Genomic DNA, 21442 nt, shown 5'->3' with positions numbered 1-21442 from the left:
CACGGGTGGCACGGCGGGCGCGGGAATGGACGAGTGGCGGTGGCGGGACCGGGGCGGGTGGCGAGGGCGGGCGCGGGACTCGGGCTGATTTGTACTTAGGTGTATTTGGTACAACTACAAGCGGCCTAAATGACGCGTTAACAGGTTTAAGTGTAGTCTCTGCAATTAAAAATCCGGTTTTCACCTCCACAGACTCTCCGGGCTGTTTTTAATTGTACAGAATACAGCTATCGCAACTATTCTGGTTTTGGGCGGTCTTTTAACTGTACCAAATACATCAAAAAAGAGCCTCTATAAAAGAGACTCTTCCCGTATAACCGGCTGGCCCGCCGGTTCTGACACTTCTATTTGCTGCGTACCTCAAAGATGGCGAACTTCAGATAATGCCCCTCGTCCACCCCGAGAATCTGCGGATGATCCTTGCCTGCGGCCCGCCATTCGATCAGTCTCAGCACCTTGCCGGCATCCTTGGCTGCTTCCATGATCGTATCGAGGAACAGCTGCGGCTGCATGTGGTACGAACAGCTGGCCGTGACCAGATATCCGCCGTCATTCACCAGCTTCATGCCCTGCAGATTGATGTCCTTGTACCCGCGAACGGCACCTGCCACTGCGCTTTTGGTCTTGGCAAAAGCAGGAGGGTCCAGAATCACAACATCCCATGTGCGGCCGCCACCGGCGGTCATCGGCTTCGCGGTGTCCGCCTTGGCAGCCGGTTTGCTTGCGGTTTTCCCTTCTGCCGCTGCTCCGCCCGTAGCGCGCTCGGTGCGTTCCTCCTGACCCTTGACCTGATTGCGCAGGAAGGCAAATGCATCATCTACCACGAATTCCACCCGGTCACTGAATCCGTTGATCTCCACGTTGGCCTTTGCGCTCTCGATGGCATGCGCAGACACGTCAAGGCAGGTTACCTTCTTAGCGCCGTATTTGCAGGCATGCAGTGTGAAGCTTCCCGTATGCGCAAAGCATTCCAGCACAGTTGCACCATCCCAGTATGGGAAAGTGACAGGCTTGCCGCTTTTGTTGACCGGCAGCATCTGGAGTGAACCCTCCTCTGCTGCTACGTTCTGCAGTGTAATTCCGCTGCGCCCGCCCCAGCCCTTCATCAGCGGAGCAATCGATGCCCTGTTCTCCCGCTGATCGAAGAAGTAGCCGGTCTTCTGCCCCTCTTCAATATCGACGATCACCTTCAGCCCGTTCTCACTTACGGTAATGTGGCGCGGGCATTCGCCGTAGAGCACACCCGTGGTCTGTTCCAGTCCCTCCAGCTCACGCACACTGACATCGCTGCGCTCGTAGATGCCGCGCGGCGCCATCACCTGCACCAACGCCTCCACAATCTCGGAGCGGTGCTGATCCATAGCCAGTGTCAGCAGCTGCACCACAAGGACTTCACCGAAGCGGTCAATGATCAGCCCCGGCAGAAAATCCGCTTCCCCATAGACCAGACGATAAGCGTCCGCCCCCGGCAGGAAGCGTTCCCTGTGCCGCAGACAGTCCTCGAACCGCTGTGCAAAAAACGCCGTGTCCATCGCCGCCAGCTTGTGCTGCGACAGAATTCTCACCCGGATCTGCGAAGCCGGATTGTAATATCCCGTAGCCAGATAACGACCCTGATGAGTCAGAACATCTACCAGCCCGCCTGCTTGCGGATCTCCGTCTACAGATGCTACTTCACTGGCGAAGACCCATGGGTGGCCCTGTTCTACTCTTTTTTTACGGTTTCGTTCCAGAATTACTGATGCCAATACCTTCAACTCCCTATTCTTGTTGCCAGATTAATATACATGTCCTATGCCTGGCGTTCATATATTGGTACAACCCCCGTAAAATAACCCCACAAAGTGAGGCTTTAGCGTAGGTGATGACTCAGGTACTTTGCGGGGACCCCGAAACAATATAAATTCTGTTAAGTGGAAACGGCTATGCCATCCTCTCAAGGACGGTACCGTTCAGCGAGAAATAGAAGGATAAGTTATCGTTTGAAACCTATAATTTCTTATCTTTTCAAAAAGGAGCTTGTCCTTATGATCCGTGAACTGTTATTCCCTGTCCTCTACGGTCTTGTCATATTCCTCGCCGGCATGAAGGTGATGGAAGCCTCGCTGTCGCAGCTGGCCGGTCCGCTGCTGAAGCGCAGCCTGCACAAGGCTACCTCCACACCGGCCAAAGGCCTGATCGTCAGTGCCCTGCTGTCGGCGCTGCTGCAGAGCAGCACCGCTGTAACGGTGCTGACCATCGGCATGGTCAATGCCGGGCTGCTGACCTATGCCCGCACGCTTGGCATTATTCTCGGCAGCAACATCGGCACCTGCCTGACAACGGAGCTGATCAGCCTGCAGATCAGCACACTGGCCGCGCCGCTGCTGATCGCGGCGCTCTGCCTGTGGGCCGCCGCCGTGATGGCCGGCGAGCTGGCCCCTCAGTCCCGGCGGCTGCTTGAGGCCTGCCGCCGGATCTCGGGACCGCTGCAGTTCATCTGCCTCGCGGTCACCGGCTTCGCGCTCGTCCTGTGGGGCATCGCGGTCATGCAGTCCATCGGCCCTGCTCTGGAAGGCAGCGCCCTGTTCAGCTGGTTTCTCGGGCATGCCGCAACCAGCGCACTTTGGGGGCTGGCCGCCGGGGCTGTGCTGACGGCGATGGTGCACAGCAGCGCCGCAGTTATCGGCATGGCGATGGGCCTCGCTGCCAGCGGCGTGATGCCGCCTGCGCTTGGCATCGCCATCGTCCTCGGCGCGAATATCGGCACCTGCGTCACTGCCGTCATTGCCGCCATCGGCAGTACGCCTTCCGGCGTATTCGTCGCCTGGTCGCATGTGACACTGAATGTCGGCGGCGCCTTACTCTTTCTGCCCTTCATAGGGCCGCTGCAATCCCTGTCCGCCTGGATCGGCGGCGGACCTGCCGCCCAGCTTGCCCATGCCCAGACTATTTTCAACGTCGTCTGTTCGCTTGGTGTACTGCCGTTATGCTATCTGCGCGTCTGGTCCAGGCTGGAGCAGCGGCTGCAGTCCTAAGTCTTCCAAGAATCGTAATCGCAGTCCTCATTATACTTCAAATCCGCCGGACAGTACTAATCCAATCTGCAAGGGAAGTATAATCAACAAAGGCGAGATTCACGCAAACCATAGAAAAAAGACCTAGGGCACCTTCACCCCAGGTCTATATTTACATCAGCTTCTTAATCTTATCCAGCGGCAGTTCAACAGCCTTAGAGACCGCTTCGGGAGAAAATCCATTGAGCAGCAATTTACGGATGAGCTCCGCCTGACCTTCTGCTTTTCCTTCTGCTTTTCCTTCTGCTTTGCCTTCCTCAATACCTTCGGCTTTGCCCTCTTCATATCCCCAACGCTTCCAGGCTGGCATCAATTCCATAATGACTTCTCCCTCCTCCGGGTAATGATCGATTAATTCTCTTAGAATCTCCTCATCCTGTGTCCGGTCCGGCTTGAAATACAAATCCGCCACTGACATAATCAGCGCCAGCCGTCCCTGATCCAATCGTGTCCTGAGCTTGATGAACATTCGCAGGAATTCCCGCCGTACTTCTCTCGCTTCTCTTGTAGTATAACCCATCTTCGCTAATAACGCAGCAGCCACTGCATTATCTGAGTCGATGAAACGCCGCCAGTTCTGCTTACGCAGCTCCACCTTAAGGAACTGGAAGCGCAGAATGGAGTGCTCCGGAATAGACATCTCCAGCGTGTCCTGCTCTTCCCGGACCTCATCTGAGGTAAAGATCGCAATCGGAATAATCAGCTTATGGTCTTTGCGGTAGCGCTCGAATAGACGGCTGAAGTAAATAAACATTCTCTCGTGGAATACGGTATCCCTATATGATTGCGGTTCCAGGTGTATTAGGATATAACCGTCCAGTCCTTTGTAGCGGGTCTCAAGCAGCAAATCCAGTTCCCTCGCTTCCTCGCCGACAATATCCACGAGCAGTTCCTGCATCAGAAACCGGGTCTCACTATAGTCGAGCATGGCGTCCAGCTCAGGAAAAAATAGTTCAATGAATTCCTGAAAAAACGTCTCCAACAGCTTTTTGAAAGCTTCATCATGCGGTATAGAAATATGTTTCGCCTCCTGTTATAGGTTTGAGCTTGTTCTAGTGTGATTGTATTCCATTTATTTGGGATTGTATATAATAAAAGGAACATACATTCGTATTCAAATGTGATACCCCTACCGTGCGAATCCTAAATCTTACACATTCCCAGCCAAAACAAAAAACCTGCACACCGTCCACATGGACGAATGTACAGGTCTTATTGCGGCCGCTCAAACCGCCGGCAGCATTACACTACTTCACACTAACGGATACGGAGACTGTCTTGGTTCCCAGTTTTCCTTTAATAGATGCAGTACCTTTGCTCACTGCTGTAATCTGCCCGGCAGCATTCACCTTGGCGACAGCAGGTTTGGAGCTGGTCCAGACCATGCTTCCTGTGACAACTGCAGTGCGTCCGGTATCATACAGTGCGGTTACCACTACGTTTTTGCCTGCTCCCGGTGCAAGATTCAGCCGGTTCTCACTGACCGTAAGCTTCATCAGCTTGGGAACAACCGTAATCTTAACCGTCGCCTGAATGCCTTGGTAGGAACCGGTCAGGGTTGTAGTTCCCTCAGCCAGTGCTTTGACCGAAGTCCCGTTAATGGTGGCCACAGCAGGGTTCGAGGATTCCCAGTTCATTGCACTCGAGAAGTTGGCAGATTTACCGTTTGAAAAGTATCCGGTCGCCTTAATGGACTTGGAGGCCTTGATGTTCATTTCCAGCGTTGCCGGGTCCACTACCAGCTTCACGACCTTCTGTGCAATCGTCACCGGAAAACTAATTGTCTTATTGGAGTAGGTTCCCTTCAGGGTTGCCGTACCTTTGACCAGTCCCTTAATAGTCTTCACAGTGCTTGTCTGCTTAAGAACAGCATTGCTGCCGCTCAGCTCCCACTTAATGCTTCCTGATACGTCCAGCTCGTCGCCGTTCTCCAGTACAGCCTGGACAGCAGGCAGCTGCAACTCTTCACCAATGACTACACCCAGTGCTTCATCAGGCCCGATCAGGACCAACACTTTATTCTGAACCGTTACGTTAAACTGAACTGTCTTGGACCGGATGGCTGTAGCGGAAGCGGAGGTCACTTCGCCATTTTTGAGCTTACCGGTCAGGATAGCTGTGCCTGCCTTGCCGCCGACAAACTTTCCGTCCTTGATAGACACAATCTCTTCATTCGCAGAGGTCCACTCCATCTCATCGCTGATGTCGAGCTTGGTTCCGTCATACTTGGTTCCATTCACTTTCGGCAGGCTGACCGCATCCGCCGTGTATATTTCCTGCTCCGTCTTCTCCAAGCCCAGCTCAGTCAGGGTCGGATAGACGGTGATCTTGAAGCTTTTGCTGATTCCCAGATAGTTAGCCTTGATGATTGAGGTTCCTACTGCTTTACCCGTAACAGTGGCATAAGCGTTACCTGCATCTGCCGTATTGGCAGTTACCGTAGCATTCATCAGGTTATCTGAGGTCCAGACTGCGGACGCTGTTTCGTTCGAGGTTGAATTGATGGCATTACGCATTTCTGCGGTTACATTCAGACTCTCCCCCAGGAAAAGCGACTGGTCGCCGGCAGGCTTCAGCACAAGCGCTTCATATGGCGCACGCACATAGACATCCACCGACTGGGTGACACCCAGATAGCTTGCGGTGATGACCGTTTTACCCACACCCAGGATGGTAATCTCGCCGTCTTTAACAGTAGCTACGCTCTCGCTGGAGCTGCTCCATTCCACCTCATTGCCCAAGGTGATCTCCTGACTTGCCGAAGTGGCTTTGGTCTTGGCGGTCAGCTTGACCGGGTTGTCTCCGACCAGCATTTCCATTTCCTTGACGATGGTGTCTTTCTTGTCTTTCAATACAATAGCGGCATAAGGAAGCTCTACTACCGCTTTGATTGTTTCGGTTAATCCTTTGTACTTGGCGGTAATGGTAGCCTTACCTTCACCGACCAGTGTAACCTTGCCTGCAGCAATAGTCAGCACACCCGTATTCGAACTGCTCCATTCCGTGTCCTTCGTGACATCCTTCTCCGCAGTGGCCGAAGTTCCGCCGATGGCGGTTGCCGTAACAGACAGCAATTCCTCTTTGTCGCCTAATTTATAGCTGCCCTCTGTGCTGCGGGTCAATTTCAGTTCCTTGAAGGAATGGGTGACCGACACCTCTACAGAAGCTATCGCATTATTGTAGGTTGCTGTGATCATCGCCGTTCCTGCACTTACCGGTTTAAGCTGGCCGTTAAGTACCGTGACCACTTCCTGCTTAGAGGAGGTCCAGGTCGCGGCTGCCGTTACATCCCGTTTGGACGCGGAGCCCTCTACATTGGCATATACCTTAAGCTGCTTCGGTGACTGGCCCACGGTAAGCTCAACCTTGGCTGCACTGTCGAATTCAATGGAGATAGTGTCTCCAGCAGCAGCAAAGACGTTTACCGGAAAAGCGGCCACAACGAGCAATATCATAATGAGGAGCGTTTTTGTCATTTTCCTGTACACGGTCATCTGTTCTCTCCTTAGACGGTCTGATTATCGGTGGACTTTTTTCCCACTCTCTTCCACTATATCGACAAATCCGGCCCAAGTCTTTACCCCATTTTCCGTATTTCACGAATCCCGGGCAAATTCAGGACTATGTAACTATATAAAATGCCTCCGCCACTTTTCCCAATCTGTTTTTTTAAGTCCTATTTAAATAGCTAATCACGGGATAACGAAAAAAAGGATGTCTTCCTGCCGCCGAAGGCACAGAAGACATCCTGTAGCAGTCTGTCCGGTCAGGGGGTCGCCACTGCCCGGCTAACACTAACAAGCTCGCCCCGGCATTCATTCACGCCGGCTTCGGTTACCTTCACCTGGCACAGCTCGCCCTGCAGCGAATCGTCGCCGCCAAACAGCACCTGGAGATAGTTGTCGCTGAAGCCGTGCTGGACGCTCCGTCCAGCCGAGCCTTTCGCGGCCCGCTCCGGAATGACAGACAGTGTCTGGCCCACGAAGCGCTTGGCATAGGCCAATTGCATCTCTTCGGAGAGATCGATCAACTCCTGCACACGTGCATTTTTGATCTCCTCATCCACCTGATTGAGCATCCGCGCAGCCGGGGTTCCGGTCCGTTTGGAATACGGGAAGACATGCATCTCCGAATAGTTGACCGCCTTCATAAAGTCATAGCCTACCCGGAACATCTCATCCGTCTCACCAGGGAAGCCGACGATCACATCGGTTGTGATCCCCACATCCGGCATGGCCTGACGGATCAGCTGCATTTTGGCAAAATACTCTTCCGTGGTATACTTCCGGCGCATCGCCTTCAGCACCTCGTTATGACCCGCCTGGAGCGGAATATGCAGATGGCGGCACATCTTGGTGCTGCGGTTCAGCACCTCCAGCAGCTTCTCGTCAATCTGGCTCGCTTCAATGGAGCTGATGCGGACACGTTCCAGCCCGTCCACCTTATCCAGCTCCCAGAGCAGGTCAGAGAGACGGTAGTTCTCCAGATCATCCCCGTACCCGCCGGTATGGATGCCGGTAAGCACGAATTCCTTGTATCCGGCCTCCACCAGCTGATGCGCTTGGGCGACAATTGATTTCGGATCACGGCTGCGCGAGAGGCCGCGCGACCATGGAATGATGCAGAAGGTGCAGAAGTTGTTGCAGCCATCCTGAATCTTCATGAACGCCCGCGTCCGGTCAGCGAACCCGGGCACATCCATCTCCTCGAACTCGCGTGTCTTCATAATGTTGCGAACCGCATTGACCGGCTGGCGCGACTCCTGAATATTCTTTACATGCGTCATGATCTGCTCCCGGTCCTGGTTGCCGATCACCAGATCGACGCCGGGAATATCGAGAATCTCTCCCGGTGAGGTCTGCGCGTAGCAGCCGGTAACCGCTACGATAGCGTCAGGATTGCGGCGGACCGCCCGGCGGATCATCTGCCGGCTTTTTTTGTCGCCTGTATTGGTCACCGTACAGGTATTGATCAGATAGACATCGGCAGAACCCTCGAAATCTACCTGCTCGTATCCATCATTCTTAAAGAGCTGCCAGATGGCCTCGGTATCATAGAAATTGACTTTGCAGCCCAGTGTATAAAAAGCTACAGATGGCATGATTTAAGCTCCTCCCATTTCTCCGGATTCATATAAAATGCAGGCGGCGGCAACCATACCTGCGGTTTCACAGCGCAGAATACGCGGCCCCAGCCCGACAGAGACTGCTCCGGCCTCCTCAGCCAGCCGGCATTCCTCCATACTGAAGCCGCCCTCTGGCCCTACAACGATCAGCACCTTGGCCGCAGCCTCCTGCGGAAGCGATGCCAGCCATGGCGCGGCTGCGCTGCGAAGCTGGAGACCCTCTTCCTTCTCATAGCAGAAATAGACGGCATCATAGCCGCTGAAGCTCTGGAGCAGCTGCTTCCAGCTAAGCGGTGAATGCACCTGCGGAACAATATTCCGGTGCGCCTGTTCAGCAGCCTCCTTGCAGATTTTGCGCCAGCGCTCTACCCGCTTACTCTCCTTGCGCTCATCGTACTGCACGATGGTCCGCTCTGAGAGGAACGGCATGAAGGCTACAGCCCCGATCTCCGTGCATTTCTGAATGACTGTCTCCAGCTTGTCCCCTTTGGGCAGGCTCTGGGCGACGGTAATCTGGATGCGCGGCTCATGAGTCATGGCCAGAGGCTCCAGTATGCTCACGGTGACCAGGCCGATCTCAATTTCAGCGATCTCAGCCAGTGCTTCACGGGACACGCCGTCGCTGACGATCAGCTTATCCCCGGCCTTGCCGCGCATGACCTTGGCAATATGGCGGGCGTCTTCACCGTCAATGCTAACCTTGTCTTGTCCGAACTGTGCCGGAGTTACGAAATAACGCTGCATCTCTCATCCTCATCCTGTCCGTTATTCAGCGTAAAAGCGGCGTAGTCCCCGTCAAATCAGGTCCCGGCCGCCGCTTCACACGTATCATTCATCTACTTAATAATCACATTATATTCTACAACGTTTGCCATGCACTGAACAGTCCCTGTCCATACTGCTCTGCTCAGACCCCGAACATGCCCAGGAACAGCCGGACGAAATCATTGCCGGTCCTGCTAGCCCAGTAGCTAAGCGGTTCTATCGTATAGGCGCGCAGACCCGGAATAAAGATAATCAGCAGAAAAAGGAAAACCGTATACTGCTCATACTGCTGAAGTCTTCCCCGGATCGGACGCGGTGCGATATCTTCTACGATCCGGTAACCGTCCAGCGGCGGCAGCGGAATCAGGTTGAACACGAAGAGGAAGAAGTTGAAGTGGATGAACATCCCGAAGAACCAGTATAGTGCCTGAAGCACCTGGTCGTTCTTAATCGAATCCATTGTCCCTGTTCCCAGCAGAATCGCATAGATCAGCGCACCCAGAATACCCAGCAGCAGATTGCTGACTGGCCCGGCGGCCGAGACGATGACACCCATCAGGCGGGGACGGCGGAAGTTATCCCGGTTCACGGGAACCGGACGCGCCCAGCCGAAGCCCGCAATCAGCAGCAGAATGATACCGAAGAGATCAAAGTGCACCGCCGGATTCAAGGTCATACGGCCCAGCAGGCGCGCTGTAGGGTCCCCAAATTTATTGGCAAAATAAGCGTGGGCGAATTCATGCACCGTAAACGCAATAACAATCGTAATCAGAAAAAACGGAAGCTGCTGTAAAGGATATACTAAAAATTGATCCAGGGAACCCATGTCTACCTCTTTCCGGCTGTGAACGCCACCCAATCTTCTTCGCGGGTTACTTCTAAAATCTCGAAACCGGAAGACTTCAGTGCTTCCGCGACCAGCCCTTCTTTATCCTTATAAATCCCCGAGGTAATATAGATCCCCTCCGGCTGAAGCGCACGGTAGACATCGTCCGTGAACAGCACAATGATCTCGGCCAGAATATTCGCCACGACCACCCGGACCGGCAGAGTCACTCCCAGCCCGTCTGCCGCCGGGGCACCAACAGGAACGGCCTCTTGGTTAGCCGTATTGCTTGACCGGGCTGAAGGCCACATTTCTCCAGCTACGGTATCCGCCGCCCCCTCACCGCCCAGCAGCGAGAGCAGGTCACTCTCCTTCACGGTGACCGCTGACTCCAGCCGGTTCAGCGCCACATTCTCGCGGGCACTCTCCACGGCGACCGGGTCCAGATCCAGCGCCAGGACGGAGGCTGCACCGAGCAGCATTGCTCCGACAGAAAGGATGCCGGAGCCCGTACCTACATCGATGACCTCGTCACCGCTGACAATATGCTTCTCAAGGGCGCGAAGGCACAGCGCCGTTGTCGGATGCGTCCCGGTTCCGAAGGCCATACCGGGGTCAATCTCAATGATTTTCTCATCGGCAGAGGCCGGGGTATATTCTTCCCATGTCGGCTTAATGGTCAGCCGCCGGGAGACGCGCAGTGGCTTGAAGTACTGCTTCCAGGCATGAGCCCAATCATCCTCATCCACTGTCTTCCAGGAGATCTGTGCCAGCCCGGGGTCGATGCCGAACTCTCTCAGCTCTTCCACCCTTGGAGCCACCTCGGCCACAACCGCGTCCATGTCCACCGATTCCGCATAATATCCTTTAATAACCGCTTCCCCTTCAGGGATGTCATTGAGCGGTTCATCGTATAATTCACCGTAACGTGTATCCCGGGTTTTATTCAGCGTCCCGGATTCTTCAATAGAGACTCCGCCCGCTCCGGCCTCAACCAGCAGATTGGAGATCATCTCCTGTGCTTCCTCCGTTGTATGTACCGTCAATTCGTGCCATAGCATGGTAATGAATCCTCCTAAAAGTTTTGCGAGCATTACTGCACCCGACTTTTCTTCGCGCAAAACTCGCTTCGAAAGCATACACTTAGTTTGTAAGCGTTACTTCTCTCGATTCTGCTTCGAACAAACTTACTTCGGAAGCATAGACTTAAGTTTTGCGAGCATAATCTCCCTCCAAACGTATCTTAGCTAGTATAGCATTTCTTACCCGTTCAGCGCCAAACTGCCGTTCAACTCTCTATAGCAGCAGGGGGAGTCCGGCAAAAACAATCCAGCGCATGGTCATCCACCATCCCGGACGCCTGCATAAAAGCGTAACAGATCGTCGAGCCGACGAACTTCATCCCCTTGCGCTTGAGCGCCTTGCTCATCTGATCGGACTGAGGGGTCGTCGCGGGAACCTCGGCTCTGTTCTTCCAGTGATTCACCACCGGCGTCCCGCCGACGAAGCTCCACAAATAACCGGCAAAGCCGCCCTCTTCCTCGCGGCAGATCTGCTGATACACCTGTGCATTGGTAATCACGCCCTTAATCTTCAGACGGTTGCGGACAATTCCCGCATTTTGCATCAGCTCTTCGACTTTGTCCTCCCCATACAGCACGATCTTCTCCGGATCAAAGCCGTCAAAAGCCTCGCGGAAGCCCTCCCGCTTCTTCAGAACCGTATACCAGCTCAGCCCGGCCTGCATCCCCTCCAGCATCAGCAGCTCGAACAGCTTCAGGCCATCAACCAGCGGCTTGCCCCACTCTTCATCATGATAAGCTATGTATACCGGGTCCGTGTTCACCCAATCGCAGCGCTTTACATCCACCGTGCCTCTCTCCTCTGCCGTATGATCCTTCGGCTAAACATCAGCCGTATCTATTAACTGTATACGAAAAAAAGAGAAGAACACAAGGTTCTTCCCGTAAAATAATGTTGCTATTGTCCTTGCAGCTGTACCCGTGTCTCTTTGTCCGGTGCATTTGTTGTGTAATAGAACATATATATTGAAGCTTCTTTTCCCTTGAAATCCTTGTACTTATTAATACTATGGTTATTTCCGTCTCCTCTGAACTTAGTGGTTACAATGCTGCTGATGAGCCGGTCTTTGCCTTTACCGATGTAGGTCTGATTCACACCGCCAAAATTCGGATCATCACTCTTCGTCTCCACATAGAGGTCTGCCCCCTGCATATAATAGGTCCACTGCACCGGATACCCGCCGGTTTGCCGGATTAGTGTCTGCTTCTCGCCAGAGATGTTCTTTAATTCAAGCGGCGCCTTGTCATCCTCATGCACTGTAACTTTATATTTCCCCTCAAGCGTCATTGGTGTGTCTTTGGTAATCTCAAGATTTGCCGGCCGCTCGAAGCGCAGTGTCATCAGCTTACGGTCCTCAGAGCCTGTATACCATAATCCGCCATCCAGCTTCTGACCATTCACCTCAAGAGTATAATTAACATACGGCAAATCAGGGAACGGCTCCGTATTACTCCGCACAGCCACTCGGATCTGCGTCGGTGTTACCACCATCTGCTCAATCATGTTCAACGAGTCTCCGGCCTCCAGTGGCAGATTCAGGGCTGTCTTCATCGTCGCACCAGCCATTTGCTTCTTGCTCAGCTCGAAATCGAACGTCCACGGACCATCAATATTGCGTTCAAGCTTGGTGTAACTGAGTTTATACGTGGTTTCATCCTTCGGCACATCAGCAGGCTTGTAGTACTCAAGGGAAGTATATTCTCCGTTATCTCCCGGTTTGCCCATTACGCTTCCCTGAGATTTCTTAACAAGCTGCCCATCCCGGTACGCCATAATTTGCGGGGACGCCAGCCTTCTCGCTTCAGGATCGGAAAAAATAGTGTCTGTGGACAGCATCAGACGCTCATTCCCTTCCTTAAAGGGCTGCACGCCAAAGGACTCCAGTCCATCCCGGTTAACCGGGAAGCTCTGCCGCTCCGGCGAGTCCGTATCCAGCTTCAGGTCCACCTCCTGCTGGGAGTAGGACTGAATTCCTTTTGCGCTAAGGCTTACTTTGACTGTCTCCTGGTCCGGACTCCAGTCCGTCTCGAAATAACCGTTGTACCGCTGGTTCTTCTCATCCCACTGCTGATAGTTGGATTCCATGTCATTGCCGTTTCCTTTGGCATCCTTAAGGGACATTCCGTTCACATTCCACGTTCCGTTGCCCTTATCTCCACCGACATCCAGGCTGTACAGAATCACTGTCCGGTTCTCATCGGTGAGCGCCGTATGCAGCGTCAGGGTTACTCCATCCTTGGTGACCGTCTGGCCCAGCGGCTGGCCCAGGTTCTGGGACAGTGCAGCCTGAACACCGCTTCTATGGTTCAGCAGATTCCCCCAGTCATATTGCACAGCGGCATACACAGGAACAGCCACCAGTACTACGCTGAATGAGGCTGCGACAGTGATTTTTCGCCAGTTACGGTGGCGGACCGGGCTATTTGCTCCTGCACGGCTGCCGCCCTTGGAGGAAGCATATCCGGCCTGCTCCATCCGGCCCCACATTTGCTCGAAATCAGGGTAATTCAGCTCCTGATCCTCATTTAAGCGACGCTTTAACTGCGCTTCGGTTCTGTCCATATTCTTCGTCCTCCTTCGCTATGGGCTGAACGCCCGCTTCTTCGAGAATCCTCTTCATCATACGCAGTCCCTTGTGCTGTCTGGACTTCACGGTCCCCAGCGGGATGTCCAGCATCCGGCGGATGTCCTCCAGACTGAAATCATGCATATACCGCAGAGTCAGCACCACCCTGATCTTCGCCGGGAGCCGGGACATGTATCCCGCCCATTCCAGCTTCGTTTCCTTCTGCTCCACCAGCTTGTCTACCAGCGGCTGCGGATTCTCCCTGAACATATGGAGATGCGCCTTCAGCTTCTGCTGCAGGCTGTTCCTGCGCTTCAGATGATTCAGGCAGGTGTTGACGGTGATCTTCATAATCCAGGCCTTCAGATATTCAATGCCTTGCCACTCGCTGCGGAAGAGAGTGATGAATACCTCCTGACACAGATCCTCAGCATCGGCAGCATCATGCACCATATAATAGCAGGTGCGGTATACCTCCTTGTTGTAGGTCTGGAATAATTCCTTGTTATCCACTTAAGCATGGCCTCCCTTCTTGTTCGTTCTGCTTCTTATAACAAATCCGGGCGGTAAAAGGTTCATTTCTGCAGCATATCCAGCTCTATGTAATAAAAAAGCAGCATGTCCACCTGGTGTACACAGGCTACATACTGCTTACGATAGATTATACGGAATAAATGCTCAACTTCAGAGTAAGCACATCTTAGATAATGTTCATAACCTCGCGTGCCTGGTTGTCCAGCTCCTGCGCAGAGCTTGCGATCAGCGTGAACTCATTCAGAGCCACTTGAATCTGCTGCTGACTGAGCTGCACATTATCCTGCACCTGGTTCAGTCCAATGGATATTCTCCCGACCTCTTCTGTAATGGCCTGGACACTGTCCCGGACTTCGGTAATCTGATCCTGCACCATCGCGGAGAGCTTTCTTACCTCTTTGGCCACCACATCGAATCCCCGGCCGAATTCTCCGGCATGTGCAGCCTCAATAGCTGCGTTCAGGGCAAGCAGATGGGTCTGGGAAGCAATATCACGGATGGTCTGCACTACGCCGCGGATCGCAGCCGCCTGCTTTTGCAGACTTAGCAGGGTTTCGGTATTCTCGCTCGACACCTCGGCAATCCTGTCAATACTCAGCAGCAGCTCCTGACTCCGCTCAATTCCTTTGTCCGCACGCTGATTAAGGCTATCCGCCATTCCCTGCATCAGCTCCACGACATGGCTCATGTTATTCTGTCTCTCCGTAATGTTGGTGGCCACCTTGGATACGCCGATGACATGGGTATCTGTCTCATCGAACACCGGCATATATGTAGCTTCCAGCCAGACCGAATTTCCCTCTGCGTCCATCCGTTCAATTTTGTCCTGGAAGCTCCGGCCAGCCATTAAATTCTGCCAGAACAACTCATAATCCGGACTGTTCACGAATGAAGGGAAGCACAGCTGGCTGTGCTGCATGCCGTACATATCCTCCGTTTTGTATTTCACTGACTGGGCAAAGAGCTCATTGACATAGGCGACACGACGGTCCAGGTCAAACCGGATCATGGCGAGATTCTTTTCCAAAGCTTTGACAACCAGTTCGTCTGTAACTGTCTGGTCTGCTAGATTTTCCATGTTGACTGCTCCCTATACATCTCAATTTTTAACTGATATGCGGACGATATTCTCTTATTTCTATATACTCCTATTAACGGCTGTTCAGGCTTTTTGGATGATATGTTTTTTTTAATTTCCTATCTTAATCCCCCATACGCTGTCCTTCCGGTATGCAGCCGCTTCTCGCAGCTCTGGAAGTCTAGTATCCTGCGGATAATGCCGCTCCAGATACAAGGCGAAGACCTGGCGCAGGCCGATCTCCTTGTCCAGCTTGTTGAATTCATTGGGGTGCTTTTCCATTTCGGCAATGGAAGCTTCCCAGCGTCCAAGATCTGCCGCCTCCGACTGCTCTGATTGGACCTTATCAGCGAGCATTCGTAACCCCCGGTAAGCTTGTTTCACTTTGGAGGAATAGACCTGTTTCTGGTTCAGAAAGGTTAAGAGTGCCACCAGCAGCGCCAGCCCCACCCACATTATCACTGTATCCACTTATGTATCCTCCCGGCTTCGCATATCACTCCATTATACACGCCACAACACAAAAATACCCCACTTACGCAGGGTATCGATAGCAACAATTCGCCTGTTCATCTCTTCTTGACTTTACTGAATTATTCCTTCTTCATGATCTCTCCCAGCTGCCGCTTGTCCGCCTCCCGGGAACGGTCCATGGCCTCTATATCATCCTGATCTGCTTCAGCCGCTGAGAATTCAACATCCTCGGCCTTCGCCTCATAGAGCATTTTCATTTTATCGGTTTTGGAAAAGATTATCGAGTTCTCTCTGTCCATAGCTTGCCATCAGCCTCCAATGTATTATCTGATTCTTCAGCTTCAAATCATTCCGCCGGCTTCCTCAATCAGCGACATCGCCTGACCATGGACAGACGCATCGACAATAACCGTCAGCAGAATATTTCTGCCTGTCGGTCCGCCATCCCCGCCGTGGCTCATTCCGCTCCCGCTCGTATGCGCCGCAGCTAAGATACCCGTATGGTCACTGACTGCTGTCATCGAATCCATGCTTGCCAAATTGCCGGTAACCGGATTCACTCCCGGCTCCTGCCCGCTCCCCCCAAACCTGCTGAACCGGTCAATCGAAATCTCCTCTGCGCGCAGTGCCTGCAGCTTACGCGAGACCCCTTCCGCTTCTTCCGGGGTTTTGAAGTAGGCCAGTATACTTTTTTCAGACATCGGAATTCCCTGCTTTCTGCCTGGTATTCAGCGTTCAAGCTTACTTGGGTATTTTGGATTTCCGGACAGGAATTTATACATTTTCCATCTATATAAGATTTGAACTCGAAGCTTGGTCGTCGCTGCGGTGAACATTTGGACCTCCGGCCGCTGTTGTCTGCAGATTTCTTGATTTTATAATTTTTTGATGGTTGAAATCCGCAGACAAAGGCGGACGCTATCGCTCCTACAGTTCCAAATTCCCCCTCCGTTTCTTTTTGCTTTTCTTTAATTTTTTAGAGCTTCTTACTACCTAATTTCATGTCAGTATTTATGACGAAAATTGTTTATTGATCTGATATTTTGTAATTTTTTGTCTTTTTTCATTCTTTTTAAATTCACAATAATAAATATGTCATATAACTTTCCACTGAAATCGAAATAATTCTCAAAACCTTATAAATTTTGTGTGGATTTTACAAATAACCAGTGGTAAAATCTTCTTAATATTTTTCCTAGTAATCTTGACGGAAATAAACCGGATTAATAGAAAAGGAGAATCCGCCTACTGTCTGTAGCAGGAGAGATGTAAGCCAGAACCAACATCATATTGTGGAGGGGATTACATTTGGAGTGGACAAAATTACCTCGTAAACTATCATTACTAACTTTATCATTGGGTGTGGCTGCAAGTATGATTCCAGGCGCGGCATTCGCCGCCAGCAGCTTGAAGACCCCCGTATCAGGCAATCATCTTCCAGCCTTGATTCCAGCGAATCAGCCTTATATTTCTCCACAGATTAACACCAACTCCTCAAATCTTGTCCGGGTTATCGTTCAACTCAGCGGCCAGCCTGCTGCCGTCGGCAAATATGCTGCCAGACAAGGAATTACAGCGCTCGCCAATACAGCGACTGAAGCTGCGGTAAATAGACAGCAGGAAGAAGTATTGGATAAGGCTGAAGCCAAGAAGATTGACCTCACTGTCAATTACAAGTACGACACAATTCTGAACGGCTTTGAAGTCACCGTTCCGGCTAACAAAATCCCTGAGCTGGCGAAGATCTCCGGCGTGTCTTCCATTTATCCGAACAGCACCTGGTATGCTCTCCCTGATCAGACAGTAACCGAAGTGACTTACAGAAACGACAATGCTCCCCTGAAGCAGATTCATGCCGATTGGGCAGCCGACCACGGTTTCGACGGGACCGGACTGAAAGTCGGTGTAATCGACACCGGTGTTGACTACACGCATCCGGATATTGCTGCGGCTTATAAGGGCGGATATGACTCCTTCTATCAGGACAATGATCCCTATGAAGAAGTACCGCTGACTCCGGGGGAAGATAAAGAATATGGTGTAGGGTATGCAGGAACTTACCACGGTACGCATGTAGCCGGAACCATCATTGGTCAGTATGCAGCAACAGGCGATGTTGCTCAAAAGGGCGTAGCTCCGGGAGCAAAACTGTACGTCTATAAAGTATTGGGGCGCAATATTGATAAACCGGACACCTCCTCCGGATCTTCCGCTCAAGTCATTGATGGGATTGAACGTGCGGTGAAGGACAAAATGGATGTCATCAACCTGTCGCTCGGCTCCGATTCCGAGAAGGATGTCAACTCTCCGGATTCCATTGCGATTAATAATGCGGTTCTCTCTGGAGTGACTGCTGTCATTGCAAATGGGAATAACGGGGAAAATGGCCAATATTTCTCAATGGGTTCTCCAGCTGCTTCCCAATTGGCCATTTCAGTAGGTTCAGTGACCAGCCCTATTGACGCTTACTCCGGCGAATTCAAGGCGGAAATTGCAAACTCAGTAACTTCTGTTACTTACGATACCTACTTTCCATTCCATATGATGGCGTATGAGCTGGCAAATGATGATTTTGCCACTATCATTGGTACTAAACCAGTACGTGTTGTGTACGCTGATCTTGGAGCGAAAGAAGATTACCCTGCTGAAGACATCAGCGGTTCCATCGTATTGGTATCACGTGGTGAACTGGGCTTTGCAGATAAAATTGCGAATGCCAAAGAGCGTAAAGCTAGAGCAATCGTAATTTTCAACGGAAATGCCGAGGAAGTGGACGATGAGTTTCAAGCTATTCTAGACGAAGACTACAAAGATCGTAATGGTTTCATTGGCGTGAATCTAGGTAATAGTTACCAAAGTATACCTACATTTGACATCGAAGGCTCCAAGGGACGCAAGTTAGCCAGAGCAATTCTGGCAAATGGTGATAATCCAACATATTTCACCTTTGGTTCAGAATATAAACATGAAATGACAACTGGTGATACAATGAGTAATTTCTCATCGTTAGGACCGAACTTTGATGGTAATCTAAGCATCAAGCCGGACATTGTTGCTCCTGGTGACGGAGTCTTGTCTACATGGCCAGCTTATGGCAAAGGTCATCCGAAAACAGATTATTCCAAAGCATACAACCGTATTAGCGGCACCAGCATGGCTACACCTCATGTTGCAGGTTTGTCTTTGCTTATTAAACAAGCCCATCCGGACTATACACCATTCGATATCCGTGCGGCACTAGCCAATACCGCAGTAGGTCTAAAGGTTAACGGCCAACCACAAGATCTTTATCGTCAAGGTCCAGGACGCGCCAATGTAGAAGATGCAATTAACACTCCCGCACTGCTGCAGGCGGTTGAACCTATCTCCATTCTGGACAAGAACTTTGTGCCTCAGAACGTAATCAACTACAATCCATCCACAAGCTTTGGCACATTACTTCCAGGTTCTGAAGCTACGAAAGTCCTGCAATTGAAGAATATGAGTGATAGCACGCTCACCTATTCCGCTTCCGTAGAATGGAACTATGGTGATCCTAAGGTATCTGCGGCTCTCGACAAATCATCGGTAACTGCAGCCGCGAAAGGTGCCTCCACGTTCAACCTGAAGGTCACCGTTGCTGCTGATACTGAGCCACAAATGCTGCAAGGTAATATCGTACTGAAAGCAGACGGGCAGCCAACACTTCACTTGCCTTTTGCAATCAATGTAGATAAGACAACCGGACAACCTGATTGGGGCACAGGCATTCAGGAAGCTGCACTGAGCCAACCGATTGTCTACACTAATTCAAGTGCAGTATTGAACTATAAATTGAAGGCTGAAGATATTAACTACTATGAAGTTAATCTGATTGGGCTTGATGATATCAAGAAGGGCTCTTTCCAAGTATCCACGACCGGTGCGCCGGATAAGTTCTTCGAGCCTGGCAACTATAGTACGGTGATATCATCCACCTATCACCCATATGACCATAATGGTGATCCAATCCTGGATGCTAGCGGCAACCCGGCAGTTGCCAGCCTGACCGATGGGGTCTACAAGCTTGAGATTCTTGGAATCAAAGCCAAAGATAACACCAAGACTCCGATCAAAATTGATTATAATAAGGATTCTTACTACAGCACCTACACCTCATTCCGCTTTATTACTGTCTCTGGCAGTGGAAACAATGGTGGCGGCGGTGGTGGAGGTGGCGGCACAGTAGTAACGCCAACACCTGTAGTAGTTCCAGCTCCTGTGAAGTCCCTTGTTGAAGAAGGGGTTCAACAGGTAACGGTAACACCTCTAACTGCATCGAAGGATGGTGTAACGACAGTAACCGTCAGCGACAGCGATCTGAAGGCCGCTCTGGCCAAAGCAGCTGCTGCCAAGACAGCCGTTGTCATCTCCGTCAGCAGTATCGCTGATAAGTCTGCTGAACTGAGCCTGACCGCAGAGCAGTTGAAATTACTCGCAGGTATGCCAGCAGGCAGCACCGTTATTGTAAATATTGCCGGATCTGCTGTATCTCTGCCTGTATCCTTACTTGCGGCTTCCCCTGCGGGCCAGAGCTTGAAGCTAGTAATCAAGCAAGAGCCGGATGCAGCCGGCAAGCTGATTGCAGGTACTCCGGGTGCCAAGATCATTGGAACCCCGGTATCTTATGAAGCTTCATGGACTACAGCTACAGGCAGCACTTACTTGAATGTTCCAACCAACGTGTTCATCAAGCGCACCTTCACTGTACCAGGCAAGATTGAATCGAAGACTGCTGGTGTGCTGTTTGAAAAAGACGGATTGGTGACTCCGGTTGCTTCGGTCTTCACACCACAAGCCGATGGAACAACCCTTGTGACCGTAAGCCGTCCAGGCTTCTCCGTGTATGCAGCAGTCAGCAAACCGGCAGCAGCCTTCACAGACATCGCTAATTCCAAATCAGCTGTTGCCATCCAGACACTGGCTGACAAGCTGATTATCCAAGGAACTTCGGCAACTACTTTTGCACCGCAGAGCAACCTGACCCGCGCCGAGTTCACAGCCCTCTTGACCCGTGCACTGGGTCTGCGTACCGATGCCAGCGTAACCTTCTCCGATGTGAAATCAACGGACTGGTACGCTAAGGATGTCGCCGCAGCTTCCAAGGCCGGTCTGATTCTGGGTATCGGAGGCGGCAAGTTTGCACCTACGCAAAAAGTAACCCGCCAAGAGCTCGCTGTCATTCTGGACAGAGCAGTGAAACTGACAGGCACTGAGCTGAAGGCTGTTGCTAATCCTTCGTTCACAACTTACTCCGACAGCGCTAAGGTAGCCCCTTACGCCAAGGACAGTCTGCTAGCCCTGACCAAAGCCGGCGTCTTCGCCAGCGAATCAGGAATTGCCTTCAATCCAACAGCTCCGGCAACCCGTGAGACAGCAGCCGCTGCACTCTATGAATTGCTGAGCAAGAGCGGTTTGATTCAGTAGTAGACTAAACTTAAGAGGCTGTCCCAGTAGTCATTACTTGACTACTCGGGACAGCCTTTATTTGTTTGGTTAAGAACCGTTTGAGCACTTGAACAGACGCTGCTGACATAACCGTACACTACCTCTGATTGCATTTACTACATTAGATTCCCCTTTAATTCATCCTAATAGATATTCTGTTGTATTTTATACATTTGATTCTTTGATTTCCGCTTGAAAATGCACATTCGGAGAATTTTTACTGTATGATATACAACAGATTCTCTTTTTGGTGAATTTTAGAAGCTTTCTGTTGTTGCAAATACAATAGAATCATTAATACAATTAACAACCAACAAAAAACAGCGCCCCGCCTCCACTTGAACTGTGACCCGATTTGAGGACGGTTTAAAAGAAACACCTTAGAGCTAGCTCGCTAGGAGATGACTCCTGAATTCGTCAGGAGTCATCTTTTTTAATGTCCATTGGTATCGCTCGGAGTTATAGTAGG

General features: G+C 51.5%; 18 protein-coding genes. 3 read left to right on the top strand and 15 right to left on the bottom strand.

Annotation, left to right across the window (positions count from 1 at the left end; all coding sequences use genetic code 11):
• Positions 1-212, top strand: a 212-nt coding sequence (locus tag C162_RS37160) for a hypothetical protein (protein WP_235218560.1), incomplete at its 5' end; no start/stop codon positions are given.
• A gap of 132 nt (positions 213-344) precedes the next feature.
• Here C162_RS37160 and C162_RS28995 read toward each other — a convergent pair.
• Positions 345-1748 carry a class I SAM-dependent rRNA methyltransferase gene (locus C162_RS28995; protein ID WP_036700553.1) on the bottom strand — a complete coding sequence of 468 codons (1404 nt, stop codon included), beginning with the start codon at positions 1746-1748 and terminating at the stop codon, positions 345-347.
• A 279-nt stretch (positions 1749-2027) separates the two neighbouring features.
• Between C162_RS28995 and C162_RS28990 the strand changes: the two genes are divergently transcribed.
• Positions 2028-3017: a Na/Pi cotransporter family protein gene (locus C162_RS28990; protein ID WP_036700551.1), complete on the top strand. Its 990-nt coding sequence runs from the start codon at positions 2028-2030 to the stop codon at positions 3015-3017.
• A gap of 151 nt (positions 3018-3168) precedes the next feature.
• Here C162_RS28990 and C162_RS28985 read toward each other — a convergent pair whose 3' ends face one another.
• The 13 genes from C162_RS28985 to C162_RS28925 form a co-directional block, all read right to left on the bottom strand.
• Positions 3169-4068: an Rpn family recombination-promoting nuclease/putative transposase gene (locus C162_RS28985; protein WP_268748825.1), complete on the bottom strand. Its 900-nt coding sequence runs from the start codon at positions 4066-4068 to the stop codon at positions 3169-3171.
• A gap of 235 nt (positions 4069-4303) precedes the next feature.
• Complete coding sequence (locus C162_RS28980; RefSeq protein WP_036700546.1) at positions 4304-6550, bottom strand: Ig-like domain-containing protein; 2247 nt, start codon at positions 6548-6550, stop codon at positions 4304-4306.
• Between the two features lie 272 nt (positions 6551-6822).
• A complete protein-coding gene (mtaB, locus tag C162_RS28975; protein WP_036700544.1) occupies positions 6823-8157 on the bottom strand; it encodes a tRNA (N(6)-L-threonylcarbamoyladenosine(37)-C(2))-methylthiotransferase MtaB in 1335 nt (444 codons plus the stop codon).
• Positions 8158-8160: 3 nt separating this feature from the next.
• Positions 8161-8925 (bottom strand): RsmE family RNA methyltransferase, encoded by a 765-nt coding sequence (locus C162_RS28970; RefSeq protein ID WP_036700541.1) that lies wholly within the window; start codon positions 8923-8925, stop codon positions 8161-8163.
• Positions 8926-9088: 163 nt separating this feature from the next.
• Positions 9089-9772, bottom strand: coding sequence for a site-2 protease family protein (locus C162_RS28965; RefSeq protein ID WP_036700539.1), 684 nt, complete (start codon positions 9770-9772; stop codon positions 9089-9091).
• A gap of 2 nt (positions 9773-9774) precedes the next feature.
• Positions 9775-10833, bottom strand: coding sequence for a 50S ribosomal protein L11 methyltransferase (prmA, locus tag C162_RS28960; protein WP_036700536.1), 1059 nt, complete (start codon positions 10831-10833; stop codon positions 9775-9777).
• 227 nt (positions 10834-11060) lie between these two features.
• Positions 11061-11642, bottom strand: coding sequence for a DNA-3-methyladenine glycosylase I (locus C162_RS28955; protein WP_036700533.1), 582 nt, complete (start codon positions 11640-11642; stop codon positions 11061-11063).
• A 110-nt stretch (positions 11643-11752) separates the two neighbouring features.
• Positions 11753-13417, bottom strand: a complete 1665-nt coding sequence (locus C162_RS28950) for a DUF4179 domain-containing protein (RefSeq protein WP_036700531.1) — start codon at positions 13415-13417, stop codon at positions 11753-11755.
• A complete protein-coding gene (locus tag C162_RS28945) occupies positions 13377-13934 on the bottom strand; it encodes an RNA polymerase sigma factor (protein WP_036700529.1) in 558 nt (185 codons plus the stop codon). The genes C162_RS28950 and C162_RS28945 overlap by 41 nt, the downstream gene beginning before the upstream one ends.
• A gap of 187 nt (positions 13935-14121) precedes the next feature.
• Complete coding sequence (locus C162_RS28940) at positions 14122-15033, bottom strand: methyl-accepting chemotaxis protein (protein ID WP_036700527.1); 912 nt, start codon at positions 15031-15033, stop codon at positions 14122-14124.
• A gap of 111 nt (positions 15034-15144) precedes the next feature.
• Positions 15145-15504, bottom strand: a complete 360-nt coding sequence (locus C162_RS28935) for a hypothetical protein (protein ID WP_036700525.1) — start codon at positions 15502-15504, stop codon at positions 15145-15147.
• A 122-nt stretch (positions 15505-15626) separates the two neighbouring features.
• Positions 15627-15806 carry a YfhD family protein gene (locus C162_RS28930; protein WP_036700523.1) on the bottom strand — a complete coding sequence of 60 codons (180 nt, stop codon included), beginning with the start codon at positions 15804-15806 and terminating at the stop codon, positions 15627-15629.
• Between the two features lie 42 nt (positions 15807-15848).
• Complete coding sequence (locus tag C162_RS28925; protein WP_036700522.1) at positions 15849-16208, bottom strand: hypothetical protein; 360 nt, start codon at positions 16206-16208, stop codon at positions 15849-15851.
• 673 nt (positions 16209-16881) lie between these two features.
• Here C162_RS28925 and C162_RS37505 point away from each other — a divergent pair.
• Entirely contained in the window at positions 16882-20952 is a 4071-nt protein-coding gene (locus C162_RS37505) for a S8 family serine peptidase (RefSeq protein WP_084649082.1), read from the top strand.
• Positions 20953-21359: 407 nt separating this feature from the next.
• Here the strand turns inward: C162_RS37505 and C162_RS37500 are convergent.
• A partial coding sequence (locus C162_RS37500; protein WP_156949684.1) for an IS3 family transposase occupies positions 21360-21442 on the bottom strand: 83 nt, incomplete at its 5' end.

Origin of the sequence: Paenibacillus sp. FSL R7-269, from assembly GCF_000517865.1 — a bacterium.
Taxonomy (GTDB): Bacteria; Bacillota; Bacilli; order Paenibacillales; family Paenibacillaceae; genus Paenibacillus_AQ.
Note: the sequence above shows the minus strand (reverse complement) of the source record. Positions and strands in the feature narration are given on the sequence as shown.